At 38.2% G+C, this 18,829-nt stretch carries 12 protein-coding genes; 4 read left to right on the forward strand and 8 right to left on the reverse strand.

Translation table 11 applies throughout. From position 1 onward, the window contains the following. Positions 1–6: 6 nt before the first annotated feature. From ACRD69_RS19585 to ACRD69_RS19600, 4 genes are all read right to left on the reverse strand, one after another. A complete protein-coding gene (locus tag ACRD69_RS19585; protein WP_430816829.1) occupies positions 7–1,275 on the reverse strand; it encodes a hypothetical protein in 1,269 nt (422 codons plus the stop codon). Positions 1,276–1,564: 289 nt separating this feature from the next. After that, positions 1,565–1,840, reverse strand: coding sequence for a cysteine-rich small domain-containing protein (locus ACRD69_RS19590; protein WP_430816830.1), 276 nt, complete (start codon positions 1,838–1,840; stop codon positions 1,565–1,567). A 135-nt stretch (positions 1,841–1,975) separates the two neighbouring features. Then, positions 1,976–3,253 (reverse strand): 2-oxoglutarate dehydrogenase complex dihydrolipoyllysine-residue succinyltransferase, encoded by a 1,278-nt coding sequence (gene odhB / locus ACRD69_RS19595; RefSeq protein WP_430816831.1) that lies wholly within the window; start codon positions 3,251–3,253, stop codon positions 1,976–1,978. A 92-nt stretch (positions 3,254–3,345) separates the two neighbouring features. After that, the gene (locus tag ACRD69_RS19600) at positions 3,346–6,168 is read right to left on the reverse strand and encodes a 2-oxoglutarate dehydrogenase E1 component (protein ID WP_430816832.1); all 2,823 of its coding nucleotides are present in this window, start codon (positions 6,166–6,168) and stop codon (positions 3,346–3,348) included. Between the two features lie 312 nt (positions 6,169–6,480). Between ACRD69_RS19600 and ACRD69_RS19605 the strand changes: the two genes are divergently transcribed. After that, positions 6,481–9,330 carry a PD-(D/E)XK nuclease family protein gene (locus ACRD69_RS19605; protein ID WP_430816833.1) on the forward strand — a complete coding sequence of 950 codons (2,850 nt, stop codon included), beginning with the start codon at positions 6,481–6,483 and terminating at the stop codon, positions 9,328–9,330. Positions 9,331–9,396: 66 nt separating this feature from the next. Here the strand turns inward: ACRD69_RS19605 and ACRD69_RS19610 are convergent, their stop codons facing one another. The 3 genes from ACRD69_RS19610 to ACRD69_RS19620 all read right to left on the reverse strand — a co-directional run bounded on the left by ACRD69_RS19610 (position 9,397) and on the right by ACRD69_RS19620 (position 14,147). Further along, positions 9,397–9,855 carry a UPF0158 family protein gene (locus tag ACRD69_RS19610; protein WP_430816834.1) on the reverse strand — a complete coding sequence of 153 codons (459 nt, stop codon included), beginning with the start codon at positions 9,853–9,855 and terminating at the stop codon, positions 9,397–9,399. A gap of 130 nt (positions 9,856–9,985) precedes the next feature. Beyond that, positions 9,986–12,706, reverse strand: a complete 2,721-nt coding sequence (locus ACRD69_RS19615) for a DEAD/DEAH box helicase family protein (RefSeq protein WP_430816835.1) — start codon at positions 12,704–12,706, stop codon at positions 9,986–9,988. 208 nt (positions 12,707–12,914) lie between these two features. Beyond that, positions 12,915–14,147, reverse strand: coding sequence for a S41 family peptidase (locus ACRD69_RS19620; protein WP_430816836.1), 1,233 nt, complete (start codon positions 14,145–14,147; stop codon positions 12,915–12,917). Positions 14,148–14,465: 318 nt separating this feature from the next. Here ACRD69_RS19620 and ACRD69_RS19625 point away from each other — a divergent pair, with 318 nt between their 5' ends. Together ACRD69_RS19625 and ACRD69_RS19630 are read left to right on the forward strand one after the other, a co-directional pair. Then, the gene (locus tag ACRD69_RS19625) at positions 14,466–14,981 is read left to right on the forward strand and encodes a DUF3124 domain-containing protein (RefSeq protein ID WP_430816837.1); all 516 of its coding nucleotides are present in this window, start codon (positions 14,466–14,468) and stop codon (positions 14,979–14,981) included. A gap of 1 nt (position 14,982) precedes the next feature. Beyond that, complete coding sequence (locus tag ACRD69_RS19630; RefSeq protein WP_430816838.1) at positions 14,983–15,585, forward strand: MarC family protein; 603 nt, start codon at positions 14,983–14,985, stop codon at positions 15,583–15,585. An 80-nt stretch (positions 15,586–15,665) separates the two neighbouring features. Here the strand turns inward: ACRD69_RS19630 and trmD are convergent, their stop codons facing one another. After that, positions 15,666–16,343 (reverse strand): tRNA (guanosine(37)-N1)-methyltransferase TrmD, encoded by a 678-nt coding sequence (trmD, locus tag ACRD69_RS19635; protein ID WP_430816839.1) that lies wholly within the window; start codon positions 16,341–16,343, stop codon positions 15,666–15,668. A gap of 326 nt (positions 16,344–16,669) precedes the next feature. Here trmD and ACRD69_RS19640 point away from each other — a divergent pair, with 326 nt between their 5' ends. After that, positions 16,670–18,592: a DUF349 domain-containing protein gene (locus tag ACRD69_RS19640; RefSeq protein WP_430816840.1), complete on the forward strand. Its 1,923-nt coding sequence runs from the start codon at positions 16,670–16,672 to the stop codon at positions 18,590–18,592. Positions 18,593–18,829: the final 237 nt, after the last annotated feature.

Here is an 18,829-nt window from a genome sequence, read left to right on the forward strand (position 1 = left end):
TAAAGACTATACAGGAGTTACAACAACTTCTTCTTCACCATAAGCTTCTTCAAGAGCAGCAATAAAGCTTTCGATTTCAGCAATCAAATCAGCAAATCCTTCTTCTACAAACTGGTCAACAGTTACTTTAGAACCATCACCAAACACCATTAGGAAAGCCGGTTCAACATAGCTTCCACCATAGTTATCAGTCATTTCTTCAAGGTAGAATTCACCTTTAGCAATAATTTCGTTTGAGTCGGCAAAACGAACATAAAGAAGAGCGTACTCGTTTACAAGCTCAACCATCATGTCCTGCATATCTTGTTCAGTTGAAGTTTCATTCAACTCACCTGAATCAACTTTTTCAGCAAAGCCTTCCATAAAACCCTTAAAATCAAGGATACCTTCAATTTTAATGTTACCTAACTGAAACCAAACATTTGCCTTTTCAAGTACTTCCTGTGCTAATGCATCATCCATACCACCTTCACCTTCAAGCGTATTGAAAATTTCGGTATATGAAAAATCACCTTCCAATGAAAAACCATTACCATAGATAACATCCTCATTATGCTTGAAAGAGGCGCTGGCAGCAACTTTACTTGTTGTGTTTGTTAACTCACTTGTAAAAGAGAAATTTTCAAGTGTAATGATTTCAGTGATGCTTTTGGGCGTATCGTCGTCATTCCATTCGGCCTGTAAAGAGAAACTGGTAATAACAGTTGCTCCTAATTTTACATGAGCATTTAATGATAATGGTAATTCAACAACCATCTCAGGGTCATCCTGGTGAGCCGCATCCTGCACATTAAAGTCATAAACACTTATTTCAGCATCCTGCCCTTCAACAAGAAAGCGATAAGTAATTTCAGTTGTAGATTCTTCAACAACCATCCAATCGTTCATTTCAGAATCCCATTCGTAAACACCAGCTTCAGCTTTAAACTCATCCGAAGCTCTCATCTTGTCTACAAGCGCGCCCTTTAAATTAACAATTGATTTAGTTTCCTGAACTGATTTCACCTCGTTTAAAGAGAACTCGACAGCTTTTACCGCCTGTGCATCTGCGATATCCATTAAGGCAAAGAAACCATCAATAACGTCGTAGGTCTTAAGGTTTTTTGCTTCGTCCATTTTCTGAACCATGGCAATACCTTCGCTCTCCATTTTTTCCTTTTGCTCTTCAACCGGTAAGTCACTAAAAACTTCCCCACTGCCTTCATCATCACTACAAGCTGTAAAAGCAAAAACTCCAGCAATAAGTATTGCTGAGATCCATTTCATCTTTTTCATCATCATTTTTTCATTCGTCACAAAACAACATTTCTCTTTAAATATTGCTTAGCTGTGCCTTTAGGTTAATAATCTTATCGTTAGAATCACTATTCTTAGTAATGCATTAAGTCCTACGCCACATATCCTTAATTGTTACCTGAAAAATAGCATTACAACGAAAAGAATCAGGTAACGCATTGAGTGTAACAATCTTGATCAGGAGCTTTTTTTAGCAATTTAATTCGTTCAATTTCAGTTAAGAAATACTTAATACCGAACAACTATGCGTTTCGAATAAAGTGTTCTTTTAGTCACGTTGACTGCCTATTTTAATTACCATTTTCATTTTACTCATGACGTGGTCATAGGCACCTTTAGTATGCGGCTTAAGGCATTCGCTGCAATCTTTCACACCATTGGTATATTTAAAATTGCCACCACACTGATCTTTCAACATGTATAAGGGGCAATAACAAAACAGGCAATTAAACTCTTTTATATCCTTTACTTTATGACAGGGAAAATATTCGCATTTGGTATGCTGGGTAAACTTGTAATTCTCGCTTTGCTTTTTATCGTTCATTTTGTTCGTGTTAAGATTAGAGCCTGCAAAATTATACTAATTGAACAATTTGTTGCAATAAATAAATAGCAAAGCCATCAGGTGAACTCAAACTTCGTTCACATGATGGCTTTGCGGTCATATTTTAAAGAAAATTTATAAGCCCAAGACCTCTTTTTCAGGGTCGAAACCACCAGCTAACAGCTTAGCCGGATCTTCAATCATCTCTTTAACTTTCACTAAAAATCCTACAGAATCTTTACCGTCGATGATTCGATGGTCGTATGACAATGCCAGGTACATAATAGGCCTTATCTCCACTTTACCATTCACTGCAACAGGACGCTCTACAATATTATGCATTCCCATAATGGCCGATTGCGGTGGATTAATAATTGGCGTGCTCAGCATAGAACCAAAGACACCTCCGTTAGTTACGGTAAAAGTTCCTCCAGTCATTTCTTCGAGGCCGATTTTACCCTTTCGGGCCTTTTCAGCCAAATTCTTTAATGACAACTCAATGCCATCAAGACTTAGTGTTTCAATATTACGTATCACCGGCACCATGAGTCCTTTAGGAGTTTGTACGGCAACAGATACATCATGGTATTCCGGTATCACGATCTCATCGCCATCGATCATGGCATTCACCATTGGATGATGCTTTAATGCCAGTGATGCCGCCTTAATAAAGAAAGACATAAAACCAAGCTTGACACCATGCTTATCGATAAATTTAGACTGATATTTCTTACGAAGATTCATAACAGCAGACATATCAACCTCATTAAAAGTAGTTAGCATCGCTGTTTCATTTTTAACAGCTACCAAACGCTGACTTAGCTTTTTACGCAACATGGTCATTTTCTGTCGTTCGGATTCACGACTTACATTGCTGTTAATAAATGCTGATTGGCCTTTCCCTCCCGCAGTATCATCCTGTTCCGGTAAATTTTTAACTAACTCTACTTCTTTGGTTGACAAGCGCTTTAAACCATTAATTACCTGGTCAACATCCAGATCAGCTTCTTCCATTAGCTTCCGGGCCAAAGGAGACACTTTAGCATCAGGATAATGAGTATTAGTCACTTCTTTCTTTGAAGTTGCTTCCGGCTCTTTTTCTGTATCCTTTTTCCCTTCAACGTCTTTTTGCTCTGAAGGTACATCAGCAGAAGCCTTAGATGTAGTCTCCCCTGCAAAGTCGGTATCAATGGTGCATGCAACAGCACCCACCGCAATTGTTTCACCTGCTTCAACCGATATTTTAATTTTTCCCGCCTCGGTTGCCAGTAATGATAAAGTTGCTTTATCTGATTCTATTTCTGCAATTTCCTGGTCTTTTTCAACAATATCGCCGTCTGATACCATCCACGATGCCAATTCCACCTCTGTAATGGATTCTCCGGGAGTAGGGACTTTTATTTCAATTATCATTTCTTTCAATTTTTTAGTCCTTAGTCTGTTTCAGGCAACCTGGGTTACAACCTGTATATACTGACTACTGACATTTAACTACTGACTAATTCTTATATGGAAAATCTAGGTTTCTCTTCAAAATACATGTGCTGTTTCAGGATTTCGGTGCGCGACTTACCTTCAACACATTGCAAACCACAATATTTTAACTGCCGTTCACAATGACAGCCTTTAAATACTTTGTTGATGATTTCATTCTGGCCAATCACATGCAAGCCATTCAATCCGGTTGCCGGGCTACCACTGGCAATACGTGCAACAGGTACAATATCAACATCAGGCATCTTGCTGCGAATGTAATTCCAGGCTCCCATATTCTCGGGCTCTTCCTGAACCCACAAATGCAACAAGGCATTGTTGTACTTTTTAATAATGGTTTCCACCTGTACCTGAGGGAAAGGATGCATCTGTTCCATACGAACCAAAGCCACATCGCGTGCATCCAGCTCTTCCTTACGAGCCAGTAAGTCATAATAGATCTTTCCGGTACAGAAGACAACACGCTTCACATCAGAAACATCCACATTATTATCATCAATTACTTCCTTAAAACCACCCTGTTCAAAATCAGCTAACGAAGACACGCATTTCGGATGTCGCAATAAACTTTTAGGCGTAAAGACGACCAATGGAATACGGAATTCGCGTTTTAACTGGCGACGTAACACATGGAAAAAGTTGGCCGGCGTAGTACAATTTACCACCTGCATATTATTTCGTGCAGCCAGCGATAAGAAGCGTTCAACCCTTGCACTGGAATGCTCAGGCCCCTGCCCTTCAAATCCATGCGGTAATAAAAGAACCAGACCATTCATAAGTCCCCATTTTTCCTCGGCAGAAGAAATATACTGATCGATAATTACCTGCGCAACATTATAGAAGTCCCCAAACTGAGCTTCCCAAATAGTCAGTCCATCTGGTTTGGCCAGGGCATAACCATATTCAAAACCCATTACCCCATACTCCGACAAAAGAGAGTTAAAGACTTTAAAGGTAGCCTGATCAGGAGCAATGTGCTGTAATGGACGATAGCGCTTATCAGTGTCTTCAATGGTTAAAGCAGCATGACGATGCGCAAAGGTACCACGCTCTGCATCCTGACCGCTTAAACGCACCGGGTGACCTTCCTTAACTAAAGAAGCATAGGCCAGTTGTTCTCCCAGGGCCCAATCCAGACGATCTTCTTCAACCATCTGTTTACGGTCATTAACAATTTTATGGAGCTTTTTGAAGAACTTTCTGTCATCGGGCAAATAATTGATACGTTCCAACAGCTTTATTAAGCCATCCTTATCAACCGAAGTATCAGGCGATTCAACAAAGTCCTGTGGCTCTGAATGTCGGTATCCATCCCAGTCATCATTTAAGAAACGTTGTATAACCACCTTATCAATCTGGCGCGAGGCCTCCAGTTCCTGCTCCAGCAATTGATTAAAATTCACTTCTTCTTTTTTGGCATCTTCTTTCGACACCACCTGTTCCTCCTCTAGCTTTAGCTTATAAATATCACGCGGATTCTTGTGTCGCGCAATCTCTTTGTACAATATTGGCTGGGTAAAACGCGGTTCATCTCCTTCATTGTGACCATATTTACGGTATGATAATAAATCGATGAACACATCAGAATTAAAACGCTGTCGATACTCCATAGCCAGTTCAATGGTATAAACCAAGGCCTCAACATCGTCACCATTTACATGAAAAACAGGTGATCGGGTTACTTTGCCAACATCTGTGCAATAGGTTGAAGAACGGCCTTCGAGATAGTTGGTGGTAAAGCCAACCTGGTTGTTGATCACAATGTGAATGGTTCCTCCGGTTTTGTATCCGCGCAACTGAGCCATCTGCACCACTTCATAAGCTACTCCCTGCCCGGCAATGGCGGCATCTCCATGAATAACGATCGGCACTACTTTATCAAAATCCTTGTTGTATTTATGATCGATCTTTGAGCGTGAAATACCTTCAATAACAGGCGCAACAGTTTCCAGGTGCGACGGATTAGGGGTCAGGTTGACGCGTACATTTTTGCCATTGCTGGCCTCAATATCACTACAATAACCAAGGTGATACTTCACGTCACCCAATGATATACCCTCTTCGTATTCATCACCTACAAACTCTTTAAAAACATTCTTATATGGTTTTTGCAAGATGTTGGTCAATACATTTAAACGGCCCCGGTGAGCCATTCCGATCACCACTTCTTCTGCCCCCAGTTCAGCTCCTTTATCAATCAGGGCATGTAAGCCCGGAATTAATGTTTCAGATCCTTCTAAAGAAAAACGTTTTTGTCCCACAAACTTTTTATGGATAAAGCTCTCGAATCCAACTGCGGTATTCAGCTGATTAAAGATCTTACGCTTTTTTTCAGGCGAAAAATCAGGCGTATTCTTTACACTTTCCATTCGTTTTTTCATCCAACCTAGAATCTCCGGATGACGAATATAAAGGTATTCCACAGCTACAGACTGACAATAGGTTTGCTGCAGGTGTGCAATAATGTCTTTTAATGGAGACGCGCCAATTCCCAGTTCATTACCAGCCTGGAACACAGAATCCAGATCCTTTTCAGACAAGTCGAAATTCTCAACATCCAGAGTTGGATAGTATTTACGACGTGATCGAACAGGATTGGTTTTAGTAAACAAATGTCCTCGCTGGCGGTAACCATGAATCAGGTTTAATACATGAAATTCTTTATCGACATAACCTGCGGTACTTGATTGCTGATAGTTTTCAAGTGCAAAATCGAATCCCTGAAAGAACTTTTGATACGACTCTTCGACAGAGTCCGGGTCTTCTTTATATTGCTTGTAAAGCTCATCTATTGAGCCAATTTCGCTATTACCCAGAAATGAGAATTTATCCATAAAACTATATTAGTTTCGGTATTTTTGTGTTTTTCTTTCCTCTATTAACAAATAAGTAAGACTAAAGTTAAAATATTTTTAAGCTCATACACCTATTGTAAAACAGGTTTTTGAATAATGATTTTTATTGGAAATTTACAGGAAAATATTATTGGCTGCTTTCACGCCTATCCATCAGGTCGATAATAACTTTTCATTCGCCTGTTGCATTTCAACATGGCAGTATATTAATGACATATTAAAAACTTAGGTTGTAAAGCTTCTTTCATCGGGCATCAATTAGCTATATTTGTTATTCTATAAATTGAGCACATGACATCCGGATTCCTTAATGCAATAGCCTCGTATTATTATAAAAATGCCAAAAATGAACTGTCTGACTACTGCTTTGTCTTTCCGAGTCAGCGTGCCGGCATATTTTTTACCAATTACCTGCGTCAGCTGGTTGATGAACCATCATGGGCACCGCAGATACTGACAGTTAATGACTTTTTCGGGTCACTGACGAAACAAATTGTGGCCGATAATATCACCTTATTATTCACTTTACATCAGGTGTATAATCAGGTAAGTGGTAAAAACATCTCCTTTGACGAGTTTTTGCCTTGGGGCGATATGTTTTTGGGTGATTTCGATGACATTGATAAATACCTGGTGGATGTTGATCAACTGTTTTCCAACCTTATCTCTTTTAAAGAGTTAGATGACGATTACAGTCACCTTAATGAGAAACAGCTGGAAGCGATAAAAACGTTCTGGGGAGCTTTCAAGGCAGAACAGTTATCATCTCACCAGTCTTACTTTCTTGAAAACTGGGAACACATACCTAAAGTATATAAGGCTTTTAAGGAAAAACTGACAGAGCAATCGCTGGCATACGATGGTATTGTTTACCGTGAAATAGCAGACAAAATAAAACAAGAAGAGCATTTAGAGATAAAGTGGAAAAAGGTTGTTTTTGTAGGCTTAAACGCATTGACTCCCGCGGAACGGAAGCTGATGGACAGGCTGAGAAAACAAAAAACAGCCGATTTCTTCTGGGATTACTCACCATGGATGGAGAAAACGGATAACGATATTCTTCAGACACGTGGTCCAGGTTTATTTTTAAACGAAAACCGCCTGCGTTATCCTTCACCAAAAGATTTTTCTTTACCACTAAACGAAGAAGGCCCTGATATTACCATAACAGCAGTTGCCAATCCTACCGAACAGTTAAAGTCCGTTCATTCTTTTCTTAAAAAGGAATACGAGAGCGATTTAAAAACGGCTGTTGTACTTGCTGATGAAACCATGTTGATGCCAGCTTTACATGGCATACCGGGGAATGTAGACCGGGTTAATGTGACCATGGGATATCCCTTAAATAATACACCTGTGTTTGGTTTGGTCAACTTATTGTTTGAAATGCAGCGCAATGCACGTAAAAGCAAAGAAGGCGTATGGTTGTATCATCGTCATGTACTACCTATATTACAGCACCAGTATATTTCATTATTGGCTGAAGATGATTGTCGTACACTTCATAAAAAACTGGTCAAAGAGAACATTATCTTTGTAAAAGCCAGAGACCTTCAAATTAATCCCTTATTTAAATTACTGTTTGGTAAAGTTAATAACGGTAGCGAGCTAGCCAGTTACCTGACAGATATACTGACCAAAATATACGAATTACTTCAACCTGAAGAAGATAAATTACTGGAGCAGGAGTTTGTGTTTGCGTTGCACAAAAGCATTGTGCGCTTGCAGGATTTACTGGAACAAAATCAACAAGATGATTTACAGCCCGAAACCTGGATAAAGCTTTATAAGAAACTAGCTGATTTTCAAACAGTCCCTTTTAAAGGTGAACCATTGGCTGGTTTGCAGGTAATGGGTATACTGGAGACACGTGCCCTGGACTTTGACAAGCTGATCATATTGGATTTGAATGAAGGTGTTTTCCCAAAAACCTCGGCACCCAACACCTTTATTCCTGCTACACTGCGAGCCGGATTTGAGCTGCCGACCATTGAATTACAGGATACCATCTTCTCCTATTATTTCTTTCGTCTGATACATAGAGCCAAAAAAGTGGAATTGCTCTACTCTACTGGTGCACAGGGTATGAAATCGAATGAAATGAGTCGTTTCCTGTACCAGTTAAGATACGAATTTAATGCACAGATCAAGTCGCAAACATCCTCGGGAAATGTATCATTATTAAGCCCACCGGTGCCTGTTGCCAGAAAGACAAAAGCCATAATGGAACGACTGGAGCAATACAAAGCAGGTCATGAAAAGTTCCTTTCTCCAAGTGCACTGTCGGTATATATTGAATGCCCCATGCGCTTCTATTATCAGAAAATTGCCGGCATAAAAGAACCGGATGAGATTACCGAAGAGGCTGATGCACGCATTTTTGGACTCATCTTTCATGATGTGGTTGAAAACCTTTATAAAACACATATAGGAAAAGAAGTTGAAGCTGCTACCATTGAAGGATGGATCAAAAATAAGAAGCTCATTGACGGCCTGATTCGAGAAGGATTTAACACTCATTTGACCGATTACGAAAAAGGTAAAAGCACGTTTACCGAGATTCATGGTAAAAATGTAATGGTATTTGAAGTGATACGTCGCTATCTGCTGCAATTCCTGAAGCTGGAAAAGGCACGCAGCCCTTTCACTATTGTAGATCTGGAACGTAAAGTTCAACACTGCTATAGCAGTAACGAACTTAAATTGAACATCGGTGGTTTTATCGATCGCCTCGAAAATAAAGATGGTATACTACGAGTAATGGATTATAAAACAGGAACAGGGGATCCGACCATCAGCAGTATTAATGATTTATTCGATACCGATAAACACAAAAAGAACAAAGCTACCTTCCAAACCTTACTTTATTCGCTTATTCTGGAAGAAACGGGAGACAGCTCCCCTGTACAGCCGGGTGTTATATGGGTTCGTGATGTGTTTAAGAAGAGCTATGATACTCAACTCTTTTTAAAAGAAGGAAAAAGCAAGAACCCAATTATCCTGCAACCCGTTCGTGATGAATTTAAGGCAGGACTAAACTCCCTGTTTGAAGAGTTGTACAATCCTGATATTCCTTTTCAACCAGTGGATAATGTTGACAAATGCAGGTATTGTGTGTATAAAACTTTGTGCAACAGGTAGGCAATTATGATCTAACTTTATAAGACTGATAAAATGGCTACTATTAACCTGAGTTCGATATTAAACTCAAACCTCAGGATCCAATTCAAATCTCTCATTATCGGCCTCATTACAATAGCCCAATTGCTTCTCTACATAACTTATATACCTCATACTTTTGAAGTCAAACCATTGCTGACGATAGTCTCCTGAATTATCAACTTCCCATTTAAAGTTCCTAAATGGTTTTGGTTTATTCAGCGCTCTTATTAAACGCTCTTTAAGCTTTAAATCATCAATAGAATCAGTAAAATCAACCATTAAATTAAACAAATCACGCGAAGGCATTGCTTCAAACTCCATGTAGTTCTGATGATTCTTCTCTATTTCATCTATATCCTCTTGCCATGGTTCTTCATAGTCAGATTCCCAACTATCAAAGTTTAGTATGTGTTTGACCTCTCCCGTCTTCTTGTTAAAATAGCACCTCATTCCGCAATCAAGGTATTCTGCTATTTCTTTAATTTGCTTTTCTGTTGGCTTCATAGTGATCGCTAATAAACAGTAATGGTGTTTTAAGTATCTAAAAATACAGGTTCTACTTCTATATAAGGAGAAAAACTTCAATACCTATTCTTTTCGATGCCATTGCTTTATTATTTATATTCCCTTTTATTTATCTCCATTTGTTTATTCTTTCTGTTTTCTCCTGAAATTCAGAAGAAAGGGAATTCACCCTCGATCTAAGCAATATTTTTCTTCCTTCAATACTGCGCGTATAAACCAAATTACAAGCCCCCACAAAACGTCTCCATTGGTTTTCGAAATATACTGCTGTTTTCTTATTTTTTCCCAGTAATTCAGGAATCGCATGGTAATCGTTTTGAGATATCACCTTCAGGAAAAGACTTTTCCTTTGTATCAAATATCTCGGATTATCAATCGTCGAAACAATCTCCTGCATTGATTTAATGAATGTGGATTTTTCAAACGTTGTGCCTCCTTCCAGATGACAATAAATTGCACCGAAATTGTCAACTGTAGAAACAACATGTAAATCGGTCATATCAGTTTTAATGGCTTTTGATTTCACTAATGAGCAAAGCAATGCTTCGCCTATCTGCTGAATATCTTTTGAGATGTCTCTGTATTTAAAGAAGATCGTGAATGTTTTGTGGAATTGCCTTCCAAAATACAATACACCCACAACTCCTGCAAACATAAGCAAACGAAATATATCCTCACGACTTTTAATATGCCTGCCATTTCTTACTAAAAGATCAAAAAACCATTCAGCAAAACCCATTAAGCCAGATCCTAAGGCTGCCATCAAGTTGGCAATAGTTTTATTATAATACAGTGATTTGATCTCCTTATATTTTTTGTCATCGGGAAATGGGACTTTTATTTCTTCAATCAATTTAACTCCACCTGAAAGTGCACTTATCCAATTCTGATACAGTACATCTCTATTACCCGCTTTTTTAATTACCTCTGAATTATATGATTCAATTTCAGGCTTGTTGAATGCTTTAGGAAGATTCAACCTGTTTATTCCATTCTCAATCGTTACCTCGCTATTATTAGATACTCCAACAAAAGATTTGAACCGACGTTTCATCAACTGCAAGTCGTCTCCTCCATCCTCTGCAGTTGAATCAACACAAACCAAATGCCATATATTCCCTGTTTTACTGCTATTATAACGGTCAGAGCGAATAGCTCGTCCACGCATTTGATTTGAAAGGACATAGGATCCTACAAAACTTGCAAGTATCAATGCGTTTATTGTTGGTGCATCCCACCCTTCACCCAATAGTGATTTTGTGCCTATTAGTACTTCTATCTCGCCCGATTCGAATAAAACAGTAACTAATTGAACAATATTATGCTTTATCTTTTCATTGGTATTGATAATAAGGAAGCTATCATCATAATCCAAAGGCTTGTACGATATCTCATCAATATGAATGCTTCGGGCTGCTTCATGCAAAGGATTTAATGCTGTTTTGGGAATAATGATCAGCGAACCAGAAAGAATCCCCAACTTCATATTCCTCTCATTGGTCCTTCTCAGTTTTTCAAATATTGGCAATACTCCAATTTTATTTAAGGCCAGATTGTTATTCTGCTCACTCACAAGAAACTCCTTACGAATATAATCAGTAAGAATAACCATTCTAAGGTCACTGCCCAATATATCATGTTCAATATCGACAATATCATCAATACTTTGCAATTTACTAATTGATGTACTTAATGCGCGACTGATCTTATGGTTATTACTGAAACTGATCGACCGCCTGTTGAGAAGTCCATTTCGCTTGAGTTTATTTCTTAGTTTTTCCTTATGCTCTTCGTATGCGTTAAAATTATCCTTGTCTCCGAATAAATAGAATGTCAATAAGATTTCAAGCCATTCGTAATTCAGAGGTGGAATGACATATTTTTTATCTCCGATAACTTCTAAATGTTCCTCTGTTATATTTCTTCCTACAGCATTAAGAAAAATAAGTACCGATGAGTAGCATTCAAGCCTTGAATATATCCATCCTAAATTTTTTGCAGGAAACTTGTAAATCGGATGCTCGATCAATGATTGAATCAACACATCATCTCTTTTTATATTTTCAAAGACGCTTAATGTTCTTGCTCTTTGATCAGCAATGTGTTTGCATTCATCTTCTGTTGGCTCAGCCAAGTAGATATAATCCTGATGTGGACACAGATCATTTTCAACAACCAATTCCGGAACGGAAATCTCTGCATCGACAGGACCATTTAAATCAATATACCTTTGCCATTCCGTATAAGTGACATCGTAAGGCGGTGTTGCTGTCAGACCAACAATCGTTGGATTTAAAGCATCCTTAATTGCGTTTAATGACCTCCACCACTCGTTTTTTAAGTGGTGTGCCTCATCAACCACGATTGTTCCAATGTCTTGTTTCTTTAATTTGTTAACAAGTTCTTTTACATCCAAGGTTTTTTTTACCTTTTCCTGGATTCCATTTTCGATTTCCTCCTCAAACAGATCATATTCCTCAATCACAGATTTGGTGCAGGCTGCATGAAGCGCCTGATATGTAACAACGGTTAAAAAGGCAGGCTTTTTAATATCTCTTGAAATCCATTCCGGCTCCTTGCTGGTTTGCAGGAAAAGTTCACAAAACCTTTGTATCCATTGATTTCTGATGGCTACAGTCGGTGCAAAAATTAATGTCGGTTTATTAAGCCTTAAGGCTACTTCAAGACCAAGTACCGTCTTGCCCGAACCAGGTGGAGCTATTATATGAAGATGATTATCATCAAGATGGGATTCTAATTCATCCAACACTCTTTTCTGGTATTTTCTCCAGTCAAACTTAAATTTTATTGTATTGGGAAACTGTTTCAATGTTATGATATTTATTCATGAGATCAATAAGATATAGAGTGAAGGCATATTTTAACACTCCACCAGAACTGATTTTAAAAGTAAGTTTAATTTTCATGAAGAAGAAAACAGACATGTATAGAGCTTGAACAATTAGCCTGTCAATGACCTTACAGATAACTCCTTAGCCAATGATGAAAAATATGATAATCTTCTCACATTATGTATTTCATTGTTGCATTTCACTAATCATCTCAATGCCTTTAATAAGTACCAGATCTTCATCTGTTGTTGCTTGCTCAACATAGTTTGTAGGAATATATTCTTCACGGGGTGTTCCGTTGATATGATACAATTTTGCCGTAGAAAGCCTGTATCCAAAGGGTTGATTTTTGAATGTAAATCCAGTCATCTCACCTGCCAGACGTTCCATTTCAGTGCCCACAATTTGAGCTCGTTCAATCCCTTCAAATCCTATGGCAAGTCCTTCCCCCATGCTACCTGTCCATCTGCCCACTAATATCACCACCGGTTGTTTGTATTGCTGTTTCCTTGGGCTAACATACTCGAGCCAGGTTCGCTCAACTGAAGTTTTTTCATCAAACTGTTCAATTGTCCAATGCTTCTGATAAGGCTTTGTCTCACTGATAAAGCGCCCCATAATACCACGGGCAACATAAGAATTACCCCCATCAACAGTATTTCTCAGATCGATGATCAAGCCCTTTGTATCCATCATTTTATCAAGTGCTTTATCGAAAGTGGATATAAGATTGTTATTACCTAATGAATTATTTATCCTGATGATACCTATTTCATTTTCAATGCTTGATGTGAGCAACCCTTTCTCTGCCTTTATTGTAATTTTATCCAGATCAATCTCGACCGGTTTATTGCCAGGCATTTTAATAGTAATGACTCTTGGCTTATTATATCGACCTGCCAGTATTTTATTTACAATCCATTCCCTAACTGCAAGAGAGTTCTTATTATGGCAATGGGTAGGAAAATCTTCCATTGCCCTATTAATGTCAATCCCATTGATTTTTAATACCTCAGCTCCTACTACATTTTGGTAAGGATTTTCGGTTTGTGATATCCAAACATTTGAAATAATAGGTTTCTGTTCTTTTATTGTGACATAAATTGGCGAATAAAGCCTGTATGAAGATCTCCTGTTGGTATTTAAAATCAAATGACTGTCATAAAACTCGTCTAACAGGTATTCAAAGAATAGTACTGTTTGCTCTTCTGTCTTAATAAAAGGTATTTGCTTTTCGTAATGCGCCTTTATACAGTCCAGATCAACACTTTTATCCTCCAGGTAAATATAGTTCTGTGATATATTCCTTAATATTTCACTTAAATCTTCTTTGACCTTTATCTGGTCGCTAAACTTTTCCTGTGATACCAGGCAACTACAACTCACTCCAATTAGAAAGGCTGAAAGCAATCTTTTCATTTAAATATGAGGTTTTAGCTTAGTTAAAGTCTTTATATATCACGTTAAGCACGATATTTCAAATATAAAAAAATAATGTTTACGAGAGTTTTTTCCAATTTACCTTAATAGGCAACAAGAAGTGATAAACGTATCATTGAGTAATGAGCAAAGGATTCATCGGTATTAGTATCACAAATTTTCAATTCACGGATTTCTGATCAACATATTGATAGAACCAGCAAAATACAAGCAGTTAATTTTTAACAACTAATTAATACCCTTTCTGCAGCCAAATTTTATTGTAAATTTATAAGCATATAATTTAATGAAAACACCATGCGATATACATTTACACTAATAATCATCGTGTTTACAGTTCTCGGCTGTAATAGTGACAAAGCCGGCAGATATCCGATTAAACAAGCAGACTGGAAAAGCAAGCAGGTTAATATTGAAAACTACGCAGATTACTATAAGGGGAAAACCTACCTGCCTGTTTATTCGCACATATATCATATTCACGGAGAAAGGACTTTTGATCTTACCATTACAGTTAGTTTGCGCAACATTTCATCACGTGATTCGGTTTTTATTCTAAAAGCGGATTATTTTAATACTTTAGGCGAAAATGTCAGGCAATATATAGAAAAACCAATCTATCTTAACCCCTTGGAAACAATGGAAATTGTTATTAAAGAGCAGGATATTGAGGGAGGTTCAGGAGCCAACTTTGTTTTTGACTGGGCTTGCAAAAATGGTAAAAACCCTCCATTGTTTGAGGCTGTGATGATTTCGACCTACGGTCAACAAGGTATTTCATTCACCACAAGGGGTATACAAATCACCGAATGATATGAAAGAGCTGATCAATTCCGTCTTATTAATTTTTGCAGTAATAGATCCGTTGGGTTCTATACCTGTATACCTTGAAGCAACAAAGAATTTCGATAAAAAGCACAGAAGGAAAATTGCCATTAATGCATCGATTATTGCTTTTCTGGTGCTCTTATTTTTCATTGTAGTTGGCCAAATTATTCTGGAAGGAATGGATATTACTCTTGAAGCATTTCAAATTTCGGGAGGAGTTATTCTGTTTCTTTTTGCTTTGACCATGATATTTGGTGAAGGTAAGCCTGAATCAGAAAAGAACCTGATCAAGGACTATAAGAAAGTTACCATTTTCCCGGTAGCCGTTCCTTCCATTGCCTCACCCGGTGCCATCATGGCTGTTGTGTTATTGACAGATAATCATGTATACACATTAGGTCAACAAATAACAACAATAGCATTGCTTTTGATCGTTATAATCTTAACCTGCATTTTACTGCTAGCTTCAAATTTTATTCAAAAGAAAATTGGAGAATCAGGTATTATCGTGATAAGTAAAGTTATGGGACTTATTTTAGCTTCATATGCCGCACAGAGCATTTTGTCAGGAATAAAAGAATTCTTCTAGTAAGAACAAAAAAATAAGACAACACATAAGCGTAAGCAAGTGTCATTCACTTGAAAAACAATAACAAAAACCAGGTTTATTTACTCTTCCAGTAAATCTGGTCGAATCTTTTTGGTTCGTTCATAAGCCTGCTGCTCACGCCATTCATCTATTTTAGCCTGATTACCACTTAACAGAACATCAGGAACTTTCCAGCCATTGTAATCGGCAGGACGTGTATAAACCGGCGGCGATAGTAAATCATCCTGGAAGCTATCTGTTAAGGCCGACGTTTCATCGGACATAACACCTGGTATTAACCTGATGATAGCATCAGACACAACAGCGGCAGCCAGCTCACCTCCTGTCAACACATAATCGCCTATGGATATTTCCATTGTCACATAGTGATCACGTATCCGTTGATCAACACCCTTATAATGACCACATAATATGATAATGTTCTCACACAATGAAAGTGTATTGGCGATGCGCTGCTCAAAGCGCTGTCCATCAGGAGTCATATATATCACATGATCGTAGTCACGTTCTGCTTTTAGCTTATCAATCAAATCGGCTATTGGCTGAATGGTCATCACCATGCCGGCACCACCACCAAAAGCATAATCATCCACCTTTTTATGCTTGTCCAATGTATAATCACGAATATCGTGAAAATGCATCTCCACAAGCCCCTTATCAACAGCACGTTTCATTATTGATTGTGTTAAAGGCCCTTCAAACATCTCCGGAAATAAGGTTAAAATATCTATGCGCATGATTATTCCTCAATTTTTGGCAAAGATAGAAAAATGAAGTTCGAAGTCCGAAACTTTAAGTCCAATGTTTTTCTCAGTCATTGCAATGGAAAGCAATCAAGCTATTAACCTTTTCATGTTAAAGGTGCGAAACGCATTAAATGTGGTAGCAGTTAAATACACGCCTGTGTTTTAAAGTTTATTACATCGCTGTCGTATATACATGTACTATTGACCTCTTTTTAAGCATAAAAATTTGCCTATTGCACGATTTACAATATATTCGTATAAAATAAATTCATGCTAAGGTAATTATATACCTGGCACTGTAAACGAACTCAAAGCTTATGGAAGCACAAGACCTAAACAAACCAGGAGAAAACGATGGTTTGAATTCAGACAAACAAGCTGAAAATACGCCTGCTAGCAACACACCTGAAAACAAGGTGCCTACTCCTGCGGATGAAACTACCGCTGAAGAAAACCAAACTATTGAACCTTCTTCTGAAGAGATTGTCGAAACTCCTGAGACTGAGGAAAAGCATACTGAACTGGAACCTGTTGACCACATCATGCTGACCAAAGAAGATTTGGTAAAACGCTTAAAATATGTGCTAAAGGATTTTCCTGTTGAAAATATCAAAGAAGAAGTTGAAGCAATAAAATCTGCCTTCTACAAGAAACATGCTGCCGAGGTCGATGATTTAAAACGCAAGTTTATTGAATCAGGTGAAAAAGAAGAAGATTTCACCGCTCCTGTCGATACCAATGAAGTTGACCTAAAGGGATATTTAAAGGAATTCAAAGAGCGCCGCGCCGAGTTCAACAAACGCCTTGAAGAAGAAAAGGCAGCCAACCTGCAAGCTAAACTTGATGTTATTGAAGGCATCAAAGAGCTTATTAATGGTAAGGAATCGTTAAATGAAACCTTCCAGCATTTCAGAGAATTACAAGAAAAATGGCGTAACATAGGCGTGATTCCACAAAACCGTGTTCATGACCTTTGGGAAACCTACAACCATACCATTGAAAGTTTTTACAGCTATATTAAGATCAATAAAGAATTGCGCGACCTGGACCTGAAAAAGAACATGGAAGCCAAAGTTGATCTATGCGAAAAGGCTGAAAAATTACTCCTGGAACCTACAATTGTTAAGGCATTTAAAACACTTCAGAAATACCACGAGCAATGGCGCGAAATTGGTCCTGTACCTCGTGAGCAGAAAGAAGAACTATGGGCGCGCTTTAAAGAGGCAACTTCAAGCATCAATAAGCGTCACCAGGAATATTTTGAAGGATTGAAAGATCAACTGCAGAAAAACCTGGAGGCTAAAACTGAATTGTGCGAAAAAGCAGAAGTCTTATCGGCACTGGAACTGCATTCACCAAAAGAATGGGAAGCGAAAAGTAAAGAATTGATCGAGCTACAGACCATTTGGAAAACCATTGGTTTTGCTCCTAAAAAAGATAACAACAAGATCTATGAGCGGTTCCGCTCGGCTTGTGATACATTCTTTAATAACAAACGTCAGTTCTTCAAGTCTTACAAATCAGAACAGGCACATAATTTACAGTTAAAGACCGATCTATGCGTTCAGGCTGAAAGTATGAAAGAGAGTACTGACTGGAAGCGCACTACCGACGAATACATCAAAATACAAAAGAAGTGGAAAGAAATTGGCCCTGTGCCACGTAAACAGAGTGATGCTATCTGGAAACGTTTCAGAACGGCTTGTGATGCATTCTTTGATCATAAGAACAAGTTCTTTAATAAGAAAGACGAGTCTCAGGATGAAAACCTGAAACTGAAACTCGCCTTAATTGAAGAAGTGAAAGCTTTTGAACCAAGTGATAATGCTGAAGAAAACTTCCAGAAGTTACAGGCATACCAGCACCGCTGGAATGAGATAGGTCATGTACCAATTAAGGAGAAGGACCGTGTTAATCAGGAATTCCGTTCACATATCAACCACTATTTTGATAATCTGAATCTGAACGAATTTGAGAAGAACGTTGAGAAATTCAGAAATAAAATTGAAAGCTATAAAACGGAGCATGCTAATGATAAATTAACGCAAGAGCGTAATAAGATCATTAATAAGCTGAAGCAAATTGAAAACGATATTACCGTTTGGGAAAACAACATTGGTTTCTTTGCCAAATCTAAAAAATCAGATGCCCTTGTTCGTGATTTCCAGCATAAGATCGAAACCGGACGACGCAATATCAAGCTTCTGAATAAAAAGCTGGATATGCTTGAGGACATGTAAAAGTTAAATACAGAATAGTTGAAAGGTCGGCCTGATGCCGGCCTTTCTTCGTTTTAATTAATATATTCCACAAACTGTCAATCCAGTTTCGTCATGGAGAGCTTTACGCAGGGCAGTAGGCTCTCCCCCCTTATTGTCTAAGTGATACGCAACTTTTTCCATCAGAAAGCATTCTATCAAAGTAATTGCAACGATCCATATTTAACAATCCGGGCAAATCAACATTCCTGCAAATAA

Origin of the sequence: Carboxylicivirga agarovorans (assembly GCF_050589845.1) — a bacterium.
GTDB classification, from domain to species: Bacteria; Bacteroidota; Bacteroidia; order Bacteroidales; family Marinilabiliaceae; genus Carboxylicivirga; species Carboxylicivirga agarovorans.